At 71.4% G+C, this 14,100-nt stretch carries 9 protein-coding genes; all 9 read right to left on the reverse strand.

What is annotated here, in order from left to right:
- Window positions 1-19: 19 nt before the first annotated feature.
- Window positions 20-2,788 carry a VWA domain-containing protein gene (locus ACVTJA_RS45255; RefSeq protein WP_465830138.1) on the reverse strand — a complete coding sequence of 923 codons (2,769 nt, stop codon included), beginning with the start codon at window positions 2,786-2,788 and terminating at the stop codon, window positions 20-22.
- Window positions 2,785-4,149, reverse strand: coding sequence for a hypothetical protein (locus ACVTJA_RS45260; protein WP_465830140.1), 1,365 nt, complete (start codon window positions 4,147-4,149; stop codon window positions 2,785-2,787). Before ACVTJA_RS45260 ends, ACVTJA_RS45255 begins: the two co-directional genes overlap by 4 nt.
- A gap of 25 nt (window positions 4,150-4,174) precedes the next feature.
- Window positions 4,175-5,440: a group II intron reverse transcriptase/maturase gene (gene ltrA, locus ACVTJA_RS45265; RefSeq protein ID WP_465825123.1), complete on the reverse strand. Its 1,266-nt coding sequence runs from the start codon at window positions 5,438-5,440 to the stop codon at window positions 4,175-4,177.
- A gap of 824 nt (window positions 5,441-6,264) precedes the next feature.
- Entirely contained in the window at window positions 6,265-7,989 is a 1,725-nt protein-coding gene (locus tag ACVTJA_RS45270; RefSeq protein WP_465830142.1) for a BatA domain-containing protein, read from the reverse strand.
- A complete protein-coding gene (locus tag ACVTJA_RS45275; protein WP_465830144.1) occupies window positions 7,986-8,834 on the reverse strand; it encodes a DUF58 domain-containing protein in 849 nt (282 codons plus the stop codon). The genes ACVTJA_RS45270 and ACVTJA_RS45275 overlap by 4 nt, the downstream gene beginning before the upstream one ends.
- 8 nt (window positions 8,835-8,842) lie before the next feature.
- Entirely contained in the window at window positions 8,843-10,366 is a 1,524-nt protein-coding gene (locus ACVTJA_RS45280) for an ABC transporter permease (protein ID WP_465840669.1), read from the reverse strand.
- 8 nt (window positions 10,367-10,374) lie between these two features.
- Window positions 10,375-11,358 (reverse strand): ABC transporter ATP-binding protein, encoded by a 984-nt coding sequence (locus tag ACVTJA_RS45285; protein WP_465830146.1) that lies wholly within the window; start codon window positions 11,356-11,358, stop codon window positions 10,375-10,377.
- Window positions 11,355-13,082, reverse strand: coding sequence for a hypothetical protein (locus tag ACVTJA_RS45290; protein WP_465830148.1), 1,728 nt, complete (start codon window positions 13,080-13,082; stop codon window positions 11,355-11,357). The genes ACVTJA_RS45285 and ACVTJA_RS45290 overlap by 4 nt, the downstream gene beginning before the upstream one ends.
- Window positions 13,075-14,073 carry an AAA family ATPase gene (locus tag ACVTJA_RS45295; protein WP_465830150.1) on the reverse strand — a complete coding sequence of 333 codons (999 nt, stop codon included), beginning with the start codon at window positions 14,071-14,073 and terminating at the stop codon, window positions 13,075-13,077. The genes ACVTJA_RS45290 and ACVTJA_RS45295 overlap by 8 nt, the downstream gene beginning before the upstream one ends.
- Window positions 14,074-14,100 lie beyond the last annotated feature (27 nt).

Raw genomic sequence — 14,100 nt, forward strand, 5'->3', positions numbered from 1 at the left:
ACGCGCGCCATGAGCGCGGTCATCGGTCCAACCGTCTACGAGCGCGAGCGCGCGCGGCCTCCAGCGCGGAGTCCACACCGCCCTCCTTCGGCTTCGCGGCTTCGGCTTCCGTGGGCGTAGCGGCCTTCTCGCCTTCGCTCTCCGCGCGAGGCTTCCGCTCCACCACGGGAGCGGCGCGAACAGGCGCGGTGCTCGCAGCCGCCGTCCCTCCAGCAAACGCCGGCTTCGCCACCACCGCCGCCACGGGCTTGCGCAGTCGCGGGCCGGAGAGGAAGCGGCGCACGGCCACCTCCGCCAGCAGCACGGCCAGCGCCAGACCCACCAGCCACGGTGCCAGGGCGAGTCGCCCCTGCGACTCGGGCGCGTCCATGAACAGCCCCGTCATGGACAGGCGCTCCAAGCCGCCGCCCACCGCCGCCACCGCGCGCAGCAACTCCAGTCCTTCCTTCGCGCTGCCGGGCTCGAACTCCGGCGCGTACGGCAGCGTCACCGGCGGCGCGCGCAGCACCCGCGAGCCCAGGCGCACCACCGGATGCCACGTGCCGCTGCCCTGCAGTGGGTACTCGGCCACCAGCCGGTCCTCGTCCTCCCAGCGCATCGGCTTCTCCACCGGCGCGGTGCGTCCCTCTCCGGACAGCAGCACCAGCGTGGGCAGCGCGCCCGGCAGCGGCTCGCCCGGAGGCAAATCGAGCGTCACGCGCAGCAGGTGGCCCCGCCGCTCGGAGCGCACCACCGCCTCGCCCACGGGCGCCGCGCCCGCGAGCGTCCAGCGCACCATGGCCTCCAGCGCCGCGCGCAATGAGCCCCACTGCCGCAGCTCCCCCGTGTACGGCCCGTCCACCTCCGCGGTGAAGGCCACCGTGCGCCCCGCGCCGCGCGGCCACATGGCCAGCACCGGCGCGGCGTTGTCGTCGAGCGTACGCAGCGCCACGCTCGCGCGCGGCTTCAGGTACGTGAGGTTGTAGCCGCCCACCTGCGGCAGCCCCTCCGGGGACAGCCGGCCCAGCAGCGGAAGGTCCGGCGCGCCTTCCATGGACGCGGGCTCGTCCACGAAGGTGGCGCGCGCCACCGTGAGCGTCTCCTGGCTGAAGATGCGCGGCAGACTCATCGCATCCTCGGCGAAGTAGATGCGCCCGCCTCCGCGCGCGGCCACCTCCTTGAGGAGGTTCGCATCCGAGTCCTTCGCGGAGCCCAGGCCGATGACGGACACCGTCACGTCCTTCGAGCGCAACTCCGACAACGTGCGCAGGTAGTCGTCCGGCTCCTCGGAGTCCGCCGCGTCGGAGAAGAGCAGCACGTGCCGCGTGGGCTTGTCGCTGCGGAGGATTTCACTGCGGCCCGTGCGCAGCGCCTCGCCCACGAAGATGCCACCACCACCGCTGAAGCCACGAGCCACCTCGCCCAGCGGCAGGCCCTCCTCCACGGAGCTCAGCGGGAAGATTTCATGGGCCTTCGTGTCCACCATGTGGACGGACACCTCGTCCTTCGGATTGAGCAGCGTGAGCGCGGCGATGACGCCCTCGGCCGCCAGCTCCATCTTCGTGCGCCCGTCCGGGACGGTGACGCCCATGGAGCACGAGCAGTCCATCAGCACACTCAACGCCACGGCCGCGCGGCGCTGCTCCTCGCGCATCTCCAGTGATACCGGCAGCAGCGGCTCCACCGGCGAGCTCCGGTAGCCCCCCTCGCCGAAGCTGCTGCGCCCGCCCGTCATCACGAGCCCGCCACCCGCCTGCTCCACGTACGCCGCCAGCGCGTTGAGGCCCGGCTCGCCCAGCGTGTTGGCGTCCACGTTCTCCAGCACCACCGAGCCCACGCCGTCCAAATCATCCAGTGTGAGCCGGAAGGGCGCGCGGACCTCCAGTTGCATGCCCGTGGCCGCGAGCGCCTTCGCGAGCGTGCCCCGAGGCTGATTCGTCACCAGCAGCACGCGAGGAGGCCCCTCCACGCGCAGCACCGCGAGCCCCGTGTCGTTCTCCGTGACGCCGTCGCCGGGCGCCTCCACCGTGAGCTGGTAGCGCACGAGCCCCGGCTCCTCGACCAAATCACGCAGCGGCAGCACGTTGGCGCCGGGCACGAAGTCGTAGGGCCCCTTCACGAGCACGCGCCCGTTGCGCTCCAGGCGCACCGTGCCGGTGACGGCCGCCGAGGCCTGCACCACGGCGGAGAACTGGAACGGCTCGCGCACCGCCACGGAGGAGGGCACATCCAGCGAGACGACGGCGATATCCAGCGGAGGCTCCGGCCGCGCGAGCTGGCGCCAGTCCACGGAGAGCCCTCGCGCCGCCAGCCTCCGCGCCGCGCCGCGCGCATCCACGCCGGTGGCCCGCCCGTCTGACAGCACCAGCACCCGGCCGTTGCGCTCGTTGGGAATGAGGCCGCCCGCCGCATCCAGCGCGGCCGACAAATCGGAGGCCTCCACGTCCACCGGCCGCGTGAAGCCGCCGAAGTGGCCCGTCTCCGTGAGCGCCTGCTCCACGCGGGGCTCGCGGCCGAAGGTGATGACGCCCACGCGGTCGCCGGGACGGCGCTGGGCCTCCAGCAGGGAGATGAGCTCCTGCGCGGTGCGGTCCACGTCGCGAGGCATGGAGGCGGAGCGGTCCACCACCACGACGACGTCACTGCCGGAGTCCGACAGCCGCAGCTCGGGGCCGGACAGCGCGCCCACCGCGAGCACCAGCAGCGCCGCGCGCAGCCACATGGGCGGACCCGGCCGCCGTCCGTACTTCCAGAGGAAGAGGCCCAGCGGGAACAACAGCACCCACGCCTGGGGAAGGGAGAAGGTCATCGCGTGGGGCCCCTGAGGCTCGGGGGAAATGACTCGAGGGCCTGTCCCGGCCAGCGCGAGATGACGCGCTCGGCGGCCCGGCACTGAGGCCATGAGAGGTTGGCCCAGAGCGAGATGGCCCCCTGGGTCAGCTTGAGGGAGAACATGATGGGCTTGAAGGCGCAGCGCACCTCGGACGGCTTCCACAGCAGCGTGGCCGGGTGGTAGCGGGAGGTCGCCGCCCTGCGCAGCATCGAGTCCATCTCCTCCTCGGGCAGGAGGAGAATCTGCTCCAGGAGCAGCTCGATGGACACGGGCACTCCGTCCCGGCTGTCACTGAGCAAGGGCGCCGAGGGGTCCTCCGGCTCGGTGATGGCGTCCAGGAGCGGCGCCGCGGGCGCGTGCGGGAAGTAGGCGATGAGTCCCGGCCGCAGGACGACCAGCCCCACGGGCAGGTCACCGGTCACGCCGAAGGCATTCTCCGGCGTGGTGCGGAAGACGGGGATGATGGCCACGGCGCGGTGGGAATCCCGCGTGGCCGCCGCGCGGCGGAACTCCTTGCGGCGCCGGATGGACAGCAGCGCCGCGAGCGAATCCGCGTCCGCCACGTGGCGCAGCGACACGCCGTGGCGATGCAACGTGATGCTGCCGGTGAGCCGATTCACGGCGAGGTTCTGCTCCACGCCATGGGGCGTGAGCTTGCGCTCGCCGATGGAGGCCAGCGGAATCTGCACCAGGTCGTCTCCACGCGGCTGCCAGAGGAGCCGGTCGGTGGTGAGCCAGTACCGCCCGGAGCGAAGAGGGAAGAAGACTCCCAGCGCAGCGAGCAGCAGCATGGCCCAGACGGGGCCGATGAACGCCGACGCCCCCGCGCACAGCGCCAGCAGGAGCAGGGACATCCGCCACGGCGGCAGCAGCGCGGCGCCCTCCAGCAATCGCTGCTCGCCGCTGCCCGGAGGAAGCGGCACGGGGCGGAGGACCACGGCCTTCAGTGCCTCCAGCCGGCTCGACAGGAGCGCGCCCGGGTCCGCGGGAAGCCTGCGATTGAGCTCCCGCTCCAGGGCGGCACGCGTCTCATCCAGCTCCCGCAGGAGGGCACTGGCCATGCCCACTCCATCAGGCTCGCGCTCCGCGCGCCGTTCCAGGGACGCGAGCACCTCGAGCACCTCGGGCTCATGCTCGATGGCGGCCTCCAGCACGGCGGGCTGGAGGCGCAGCGCGGACTTCCAGCGGCGCTTGCCGAGCGTGGCCGTCAGCAGGCGGTAGCGCTCGAAGGCCGCCTCGATGACCTCCAGGCCTCCTTCGAGCTGCCGGCTCAGGTCTCTCAGCTCGGACGTGGCCCGCGTCTCGACGCCGGCCCCCGGCACGGTCCGTTGGAGCATTGGTAGATGGGTGGCGCGGTGACGCTCAAGCGTTCCGTTTCCACCCGCCTCCTTTCAAACCGTGCATGCGGATTTCCCGCACACGGCTTAACGATGGTTGTTCACGTTGCAGCTTGCACGGCTTGGGGTAGCGGATGGTTCCGCGCAATCGGTGCAGGCCGTGTCCCTCAAACCACTCACGCGTCCATTGATTCACCTGCCCGGGCCTCAGCTTGCGCCCGTACCGGCGGACCATGAAGCGCGTCAGCTTCCGCTCTACATACTTGTCGAGCTGGGCGAATTTCCGGGCCGCATTCCCGGTGCGGAAGTAGTTGCCCCATCCTCGGAGCACGGGATTCAGGGCGGCGATGACCACCCGCACGTCCTTCACCCCGCCAAGCCTCGCGTCCGTCAGCTCCTTCGTCCTGGCTCTCACCCGCACCATGCTTCTCTTCGAGGGCCACCGGTGGAGGTAGTAGCGGCGTATCCGCTTCTCTTCCCACAGCTTCCCCGACATCCGCTTGTGCAGGTGGCAACCCAGGAAGTCGAAGCCTTGCTTCCCGTCGCTCAGCTCCACCTTCCGCGTCTTCTCCGGGTGCAGCGTCAGCTTCAACCGCTCGAAGAGACTTCTGACTCTCCGCTCGGCTTCCTCGACTGCCTCGCGGTCCTTGCACAGCACCACGAAGTCATCCGCGTACCTCACCAGTTCGCCCACCCGTGCGCACTGGCGCTGCCATTCGGAGTCGAAGTCGTGCAGGTAGATGTTGGAGAGCAACGGGGAGATGACTCCCCCCTGCGGCGTCCCCGAGATTGTCTCGGAGTGCCGGCCCTCCTCCATCACCCCTGCGCGGAGCCAGCCACGCACCAGCTTGAGGACCCTCCGGTCGCAGACACGGGCCTCCAGCCGCTCCATCAGCAACCCCTGGTCGAGGCTCCCGAAATAGTCGCGGATGTCCGCATCCAGCACGAAGTCCCGTCCGCCGTTGGTCTTCTCGCGGATGGTCTCCAGCGCCTGCAAGGTGCCCAGCCGGGGCCGAAAGCCGAAGGACGAGGGCAGGAAGTCCGCCTCGAATATCGGCTCCAGCACCAGCTTCGCCGCCATCTGCGCGACGCGGTCCTTGACCGTCGGAATCCCCAACGGCCGCAGCTTCCCGTCCGCCTTGGGGATGTACCGCCTGAGTACCGGCGGGGGCCGGTACCGGCCTGCGTGGAGCGCGTCTTGAAGCTCACTCAGCAGCTTCTCGACGCCGTACCGCTCCACCGCCTCCAGCGTGACGCCATCCACGCCAGCGGCGCCCTTGTTTCGTTGCACCCGCCTCCACGCCTCCCACAGGACGTCACTCCGGTGGATTCGGTCAAACAGCGCGTGGAAGCGGCGCCCCTTCTGCTGCTTGGCTGCGACGTAGAGCTTCCTCTGGAGTCGTCGGACTTTCTCGTCCGGCCCTTGCCGAACGGGGTGATTGGGTCCGGTGAGCCGAACCATGCCCTCGCCCTTACCTCCCGCTGAAGCCTTACCAAAGCAGGGCCCCTTCCCTCCGGAGGCGTTATTCGTCGCCTCCCTCCCCGGTACTACGAGCCCCTCGGACTCCCGCTGCGCTCCGCTCGCTTTCGCCTTCGGCTTATACGCGCGGCCCTTGCCGGACGTCGGCTGCGCAGACGGGCCTCTCGTGTTCCGCACCCTTCCTTCAACGCGTGCTGCGCCCTCTACCCCGCCGAGACTCCGCGCGTATCCGGACTTGCCCGCGCTTCGCATGGCCTTCGCCGCGACATGCCCGGCTCGGCTCTCGGGTTGTAACTGTGACGAGGCGGCAGGCTTCACTTGATGTTGCGGCCCGCGTTGTTGCTCCCCTCCCACGACTTTCGCCGTGGAGGGCTTTTGACACCACGCTTCACCTTCGGACCTCTCGACCCTCGGTGGTGGTCTGCTACCGGGCTCTCCGGTGATTACCCGGACGGGACTTTCACCCGCTGGAACGGTGCAGCATGGCACGCCCTCTTCGTCGGGGCTTTCCGACGGACCTGCGGCTGTGCCTTCACGACGCACCATGGAACGCAGTCTAGCGACTCCGCCGCCGAAGCGTTCCGGGCCTCCCGTGCGCTCCATGGCGCCCTGTTCATCGCCGTGCATGAGTGCGTTCACACGCGCCGCGTGACGTAGAAGTCCGCCACCAGCGCGACGAGCAGCAGCACCAGCGGCCAGCGCGCCCGGCCCGGTGCGCCGCGCTCCTCGTCGTCACCGGACTCGCGCGGTGCCACGTCCGCGGTGCCGCGTCCGCTCAGGTCCGACTCACGGGCGTCCAGCGCGAGCACCTCGGCGGTGTCCACCTCGTCACCATCGCGCTCCAGCACGTAGCGGCCGGGGCCCGAGGGCGGCGGCAGGTCCACAGCGCCCGCTCCGAACACGGGCCGGCTTCCATCCGGGCCCACCAGCGTGTAGCGCGCGCCGGACACCGTCACCACGGGCAGCGGCTCTCCCAGCGTGAGCTGCTTGCGGGGAAAGCCCTCACGTGTGCGGCGTGCCTCGCGCACGATGTTGCCCAGCAGCACCGGCCACGCCGCCACGCGCTGCACGTTGGAGCGCGTCAGGTCCACGTTGAGGTGCACGCGGCCGCCCTCTTCCTCGGACACGAGCACCGACTCGCCCGCGGTCACCAAGGCATGTCCGGAAGGATTGTCTCCCGCCGTCCACCTCACGCCCGCGAGCTGCACGTCATCCAGCAGCGGGTGGCCCTTCTCCGAGAAGAACGGGCCCAGGAAGGTGCGCAGCTTCCCCGCCGCGCCCACCGTCACCCGCGCATCCGTGCCCCGAGGACCGATGAGCAGTGTCTCTCCTTCCGTCGCGCCCTTCTCCACCTCGGGCGCCACCGCGAGGAAGCGCTCCACGGCCTGACGCTCGGGAGGCGCGAGCCCTTCCGCCACACCCACCGCGACGGGGCGCAGCGGCGCGGGCGGCAGGAGGACATGTCCATCCTCGGGCAGTGCATCATCAGGCAGGGAGACCTCCACGTCGCCCGCGCCCTGGAAGGTGAGGCGCACCGTGGCGGTGCCCTCGTCGGGGAGCTGCACGCGCTCCACGCGCTCGGTGCCTTCCTTCGCGCCGGGCCCGGGCTTCGCGCGCACCCGTGCTTCCACTTCCCGTGGCCCCGCGCCGAAGCGAGCCACCCGCAGCGTCACCGTGGCCGTGGCACCTTCGTCCCGCCGCTGTGCGGAGACGAGCGCCACGTTGGCCAGCCCCGCCCCGAGCGCCATCCACCGCACCGATGCAGGCACGAGGGCCGCATTCTCCGGAGCCACGTCGGTGAGGAAGACCACCCGCCTGCCCGCACCGGCCAGCTCCTGCGCCCATATCAACGTGGGCATGGGGTCATGGTCCGCGCCCTGGGCATGGAAGGACTCCAGCGCGGCGAGCGCACGGGAAGGCTCCGCCTCCGGGCCGGCCAGCACGCGCGGCGCGATGCCACTGGCCAGCACCGTCACCTGCGTGGCGTCCACCTCCTCCACGCGCTTCGCGGCTTCCAGGCGCACCTTCTCCAGCACCGTGACGCTGTCCGGCCCGCGCGCGGACATGGAGAGGCTTCCGTCCACCACCAGCACCAGGTGCCGGGCCCGCGCCGTCTCGCCGAGCCGCACGTCCGCGAGGAACAGCGCGGCGGCGACCACGGCCAACGCCTCCAGGAGCAGCGAGGCCTCACGAGTGAAGCGCTCGAAGCGCGGGCCCGCCTCCGCCCGGGGACGCGGCGTGCGCCACAGGAACAGCGCGCTCACCACGACGGGCTTCTGCCTGCGACGCAGGAAGTACGCGGCCACGAGCGGAGCCAGTGCGCCCAGCGCCAGCAGTCCCCACGGGAAGCCGAAGCTCACGCTCCACCTCCCACGACGAACAGGGGCCGCAGCGGCCCGGCCACCAGCGCGTCCAGCGACTCCGACGCCGGAGCCGTCAACAAACTCCCGCGCGCCCGCATGGCCGCGGCCCTCAACCCGCGCTGGTGCTCGGCGAACCTCCGCGCGTACGCGGCCAGCACGTCCTCCGTCAGCAACTCCTCCAGCGCCGCGCCGCTCTCCGCGTCCACCAACCGCGCGCCCTCGCCTCCCGAGGGGTCCAGGTCCTCCGCGTCCAGCACCTGCGCCAGGAACAACCCCGATGCCCCGCGCCCCAGCCGCGAGCACAGCGCCGGCAAATCCGTCTCGAACAGGAAGTCGCTCACCACCACCCGCAGTCCACACGGGCGCAGCGGAGGCAGCCTCCCCAGCGACGCCGACAAGTCATCCCGCGCGTCGAACTCCGCCGCATGAAGCGCCGCCCGGCACGCATTCCCCTGCACCCGCTCCGGCCGCGCTCCCGCCACCATCAACGTGGGAGACAGTCCCTGCCGCGACGCCACCTCCGCCGTGAGCAGCGCCACCTCGCGCGCACACGCCGCCTTTCGCGGAGACAGCGCCATGGAGCGCGAGCCATCCAGCACCACCTCCACGCGGGGAGACACCTCGTCCTGGCGGATGCGCAGGATGAGCTCTCCCGTCCGCGCCACCGCGTTCCAGTCCACCTGCCGCAAGTCATCGCCCGGCTGGTACGCGCGGAAGTCGTGCAGCTCCAGCGAGCTTCCAGCCGACGTGGCGCGCACCTCGCCCACGCGGCCCCGGTGGGGGACTCGCGGCAGCGCCAGCCCCAGCCCGGGCACCAGCCGCGCGACAGCCGCCTCGTCCATCCTCGCGCTCACGAGGCGTGGGCCCGCTTCTCGCGCTCGGCGAGCACCCGGTCCGCGGCGAACACGGCCAGCACCGTCAAGCCCACCACGAAGCCCAGCAGCGGCCACGTCATCTTCGGTCCACCCGTCGAGTAGTCGTACCCGCCGAAGTTGACGATGCCCACCACCGGGTTGAGCAGGTTGATGAGCTCGTCATCTCCTTCCAAATCCATCAGCACGGCCACCAGCGGCGGCAACGCGGATGCCAGGCCCACCGCCGCCACGAAGAGCAGACGCAGCGCCGCGGGCGAGGACAGCCGGTCCGAGCGCGCCATGCGCCCCAGCAGCACCGCCACCGACAGGAACAGGATGCCGTACGTGGGCGTCGCCACCGTCGCCATCCGCATCGCCTCGCCGCGCAGCGGCATGTCCGCGGCCAGGAGCTCCAGCCCGAAGAACAGCAGCCCCCACGCCGCCAGTAACAACACCACCAGCCGGAAGCCCCGCAGCGCTCCGGGCCGCAACAGCGACCAGGGCCGCGTGGCCGCGCGCAGCGGCCGTGCCTGGCCGTCCACGTCCGTGGCCACGAAGAGCCCCACCGCCATCAGGTGCAACGCGCCGAGGATGCCGAACACCTCCGGCACCGTGTGGTCCTTCGACTCGGACCACCACACGCCCACGCCGACGAGCATGCCCAGCAGCACCTGCGCCAGCATCGCGCGCCGGGGCCCCCGCGTGTAGTCCTCCGTCGGCAGCGCCAGCCGTGACGCGGCCGTCTCGAAGAGCAGCCACCCGTCCGTGAGCATCAACATCAGCGAGATGCCCACCGCGTAGAGGAAGTCCTCGTTGCGCAGCAGCCGGTCGCCCTCGTCGCTCACGACGTACGCGGCCACCATGCCCTGTACCAGCGCGGTGGCCAGCGCGGCCAGCAGCACGAAGTGGATGAAGGCACGGCCCAGCCGTCCGTCCGCCAGCGTCGCCGCGCACACGGCCGCCACCGTGAGGAAGACGAGCCACGCCGCCCCCAGCGCCAGGATGACGAGGATGGTGGGCAGGGCGATGCCATTGAGGAAGTAGCTGAAGAGGAGGAAGGGCCCCACCGCCGACGCGTACAGCGCCGCCTGCACCAGGTACGACGTCATCTTCCCGCGCAGGATTCGACGAGGCCCCAGGCCCGTGAGCACCAGCAGCACCCACGTCTCGTCTTCCCGCTCCCGAGCCAGCGAGCGGTACGCGTTGTACGGAATGACGAAGAAGTGCACCACGCCCAGGCAGAGGAAGAACGAGAAGAAGAACCCCCGGCCATGACGGGCGAAGGCCGCCTCGCGCACCTCCACGTAGGCGACGAGCGACAGCACCACGCACGCCAGCAACATCAACCCGAAGCACACCCAGAAGATGCGCGTGCGCAGGCCCTGGCGGACCTCCTTCACCACCAGCGGGTTGAGTCGGTCTCCCCACCGCTCCCACCATGGGGCAGCACTCGCGGCCGCACCTCCGGCGGGAGGCGCCGCGTCTTGCGGTTGGGGTGCCGTGCTCGCGGCCGTGTCCATGGGCGTGCTCACGCCACCCTCCCCTTCGTCACCGTCATGAACGCATCCTCGAGGTTCCGCTCCCGGGCGCTGAACGCGCACACCGGCAGGCCCGCGGACACCAGCGCCGCCAGCAGCACCGCCGCCGCCGCGTCCACCTGCGCGGGCCCGGTGCCCGGCTCCAACTCCAACCGCACGCGCAGCGACTCACCCTCGCGTGCCACACGAGTCACGCGGGGCTGCTCCAGCAGCAACCGCTCCGCGCGCGTCCACAACGAATCTCCGTCGGCGCCCACTGCGAGCCGCACCGTCAGCTCCGGCTCCACGGCATGGCCGCCGCCCTGCTGGAGGATGTCCTCCACCTTGCCCGTGGCCAGCAGGCGGCCCTGCTCGATGATGGCGCACGTGTCACAGATTTCCGCCAGCTCCGTGAGGATGTGGCTGGAGATGATGACCGCCTTGCCCTGGTCCGCGAGCGCGCGCAGCAACTCGCGCAGCTCGATGCGGGCGCGCGGGTCCAGGCCGTCCGCCGGCTCGTCCAGCAGCAGCAGCCGCGGGTCGTGCAGCAGCGTGCGCCCGAGCGCCACGCGCTGCCGCATGCCCTTGGACAGCGCGGTGGTGAGCTTGTCCGCCAGCGGAGTGAGGCCGGTGAAGGCCATGACGGAATCCACGCGCTGCCTGCGCTGCGCGCCCTTCAGGCCATAGGCGCGCGCGAAGAAGTCGAGGAACTCGAAGACGGTGACGTCGTCGTAGGTGCCGTACCGGTCCGGCATGTAGCCGATGAGCGGCCGGGCCCGGTCGGGGGCGTCCACCAGCGAGTGCCCGTCCAGCAGCACCTCGCCCGCGGTGGGCACGTCCAACGTCGCGAGGATGCGCAGCGTGGTGCTCTTCCCCGCGCCGTTGGGGCCGATGAAGCCGAGGATGCTGCCGGCCTCCAGCGAGAAGGACACCTCGTCCACCGCGCGCAGCGAGCCGAAGTCGCGCCGCAGCCCCTTCACCTCCAGCAGGCTCATGGCTTCACCTCCTGCACCTGTCCCCGCACCACGTGCACAGCGGCCTCCAGCTCCACCTTCACCGTGGCCAGGGGCCCCATGCCCCGCCCGCCGGTGCGCACGATGAAGCCGCCCTCGGGCAGGTCCACGCGGAAGGAGCCCTTGTCCTTGAGGAGCCGCTCATACAGCGGGCTCCCCAGGGCGCTCAGCAGCGCATCCATCGGTTGGGCCATCTCGCTCTCGAGCACAGGGCCCTGGAGCACGGCCTCGGCTCCGTCCTCCAGCGCGGGCACGTGGTAGTGCGCCTTGCCCCAGCGCACGTAGCCCTCTTCGATGGCGTCGCCCAGCGCGTTCTGTACCCGGAGCCCGCCGCCCTCGCTCTTCAGCACCAGCCGCGCGCGTGAGGGCAACACCGAGACCTCGCCCCACTCGCGGTAGGTACGTGACGTGAGGAAGCCGTCCGTCACCGTCAGTCCCTCCGTCCAGTCCAGGTCCGCGGGCGGCTCCTCGATGTCGGTGGGAGGCAACAGCGAGCTGGAGGCGGGCACCTTCACCTGGTCCGGAGACAGGTTCGCGTACCAGGCCCCCACGCCGAGCGTCACCGCGCGGGAGCGCTCGCCGTCCAGCCACGTGAGGCTGTAGCGCGCGGCGTGCACCGAGAAGCCGTCCACCAGCACCGACCACGAGACGAGCGCCAGGCACGTGACGAGCGACACCAGCGGCACCGCCACGAGCACCGACACCGGCCCCCGGCGCCGCGCCAGCATCAGCCCGCCCGGGCCCACCGCCAGCGCGAAGGCGAAGATGAGGAAGAGGAAGCGCCCCACCGGCGCCCGCGCGCTCTCCAGCAACGGAGTCTCGCCACCGCGCAGCGCGCTGCCCCGCTCCCAGCGCGGCGGCGGGCCCACGGGATTCACCGGCCCGGAGGACGTCTCACTCGCGAGCGACGCGAGCACCGCGCAGGCGCCCGGCTGGTGGCACAGCCGCACCTGGCCGAAGCCATACGCCGCCGAGTCGCCACGGCTGCCCGCGGGCAACAGCGGCAGGCGCTCCGCCACGTCTCGCGGAGGGCGCATGAGGACGAGCCGGCCTCCCGTGGCGGCATAGGCCTCCAGCAGCGCCCACACATCCGCGGGCACCTGGGTGGCCTCCTGGGTCACCACGACCGAGCTGAACCCCACGTACGAGGACAGCTCGCGCGGTGCATCCTTCTCATCGAGGAACCTGGCCGCGAAGTACGGCTCCTGCCCCTCCTGCGACTCGCGCAGACCGGTGCCCGCCTCGAAGTCCTTCGCCGAGCCCAGCACCAGCACGGCACTGCTCTCCCCGGCGTCCAGGTAGACGGGCTGCACCATCCGCGGCAGCCCGGGCGCATCCACCATGAGGTTGCCGCCCGACAGCACCGACGGCACGGGCAGCCACACGACGATACGCGCGCGCGGCCCCACCTCCACGCGCCGCTCGGTGGTGCGCGAGCCCGTACCGTAGTGCCCCTGGAACGACAACCGGACCGGGAGCGGCACGGGCCCCGAGTTCTGGAGCACCACCTCCACCGGCGAGTAGCCGCGCGGAGGGCTCAACGCACCCGTGCGGGCGGAGACGCGCAGGTTGCCTTCCTTCAGGACCTCGACGGTCCCCGAAGCAGCGCGGTAGCCCGAGCGCTCATGCTCGTCGTTCGCCACCGCCGCGACGGGCGAGGTGGCGAGCGACAGGAGCAACATCGCCGCCGGCAATACGCTAGCCACGAGGCACCTCGGGCACCGCTTGCAGGAGGGCGCGCACCACGTCCGGCGCCGTCACCTTCTCCAGCGACGCCTCGTACGCGAGCACGAGCCGGTGGTTGAGAGCGGCGGGCGCGGTGGCCACCACGTCGTCGAAGCCCACGTTGGGACGGCCGCGCAGCAGGGCCAGCGCGCGCCCGGAGGCGGCGAGCGCGAGCGCCGCGCGGGGACTGGCGCCATAGCGCACGAAGCGGCGCACCGCGTCCGGCGCGGTCGGCTGTCGCGGGTCGCTGGCCTCCACCAGCCGGCCGATGAAGTCCGCCACAGGGCCGGGCAGGTGCACGCGGTCCACGGCGGCGAAGAGGCGCGACAGGCTGCTCGCGTCGAGCACGGAGGACAGCTCCGGCGGCGCACCTCGCACGCGCGTGGTGAGCAGCGTGCGCAGCGTCTTCGCGCCCACGGGCGGCACCTGGATGCGGAAGAGGAAGCGGTCCAACTGCGCCTCGGGCAGCGGGTAGGTGCCTTCGAGCTCGATGGGGTTCTGCGTGGCGAGCACGAAGAACGGGTCCGGCAGCGCGCGCGTCTGCCCGAGCACCGTGACGCTGCGCTCCTGCATGGCCTCCAGCAGCGCGGACTGCGTCTTCGGGCTGGAGCGGTTGATTTCGTCCGCGAGCACGAGGCTGGCGAAGAGCGGGCCCTCGCGGAAGACGAAGTCGCGGCGGCCCTCGCCCTCCAGCACGTAGGTGCCGGTGATGTCGCCGGGGAGCAAATCGGGCGTGAACTGGATGCGGCGGAAGGGCAGCGCCAACAGCCGCGCCAGGGCCTTGCACAGCTCCGTCTTGCCGAGGCCGGGCAGGCCTTCGAGCAACACGTGCCCGCGCGCGAGCACCGCCACCACGACCTGCTCGACGACGGATTCCTGGTCGAGCAGCACCGTGTTCAGCCCGTCCTTGAGCCGTGTTGCCACCTCCGCCGCACCCTGCGCCTCGACGGGACTGAGAAGCTCCGCTGCCACGTGTTCTCCCCTTCTGGACGACTCCCC

The organism is Pyxidicoccus sp. M6, assembly GCF_055568925.1.

What these genes read in the sequence shown, in the direction of transcription:
- ACVTJA_RS45255 (WP_465830138.1), bottom strand. Translation starts at nt 2,788, where the DNA reads ATGACCTTCTCCCTTCCCCAGGCGTGGGTGCTGTTGTTCCCGCTGGGC.
- ACVTJA_RS45260 (WP_465830140.1), bottom strand. Translation starts at nt 4,149, where the DNA reads ATGCTCCAACGGACCGTGCCGGGGGCCGGCGTCGAGACGCGGGCCACG.
- ACVTJA_RS45275 (WP_465830144.1), bottom strand. Translation starts at nt 8,834, where the DNA reads ATGGACGAGGCGGCTGTCGCGCGGCTGGTGCCCGGGCTGGGGCTGGCG.
- ACVTJA_RS45280 (WP_465840669.1), bottom strand. Translation starts at nt 10,366, where the DNA reads ATGGACACGGCCGCGAGCACGGCACCCCAACCGCAAGACGCGGCGCCT.
- ACVTJA_RS45285 (WP_465830146.1), bottom strand. Translation starts at nt 11,358, where the DNA reads ATGAGCCTGCTGGAGGTGAAGGGGCTGCGGCGCGACTTCGGCTCGCTG.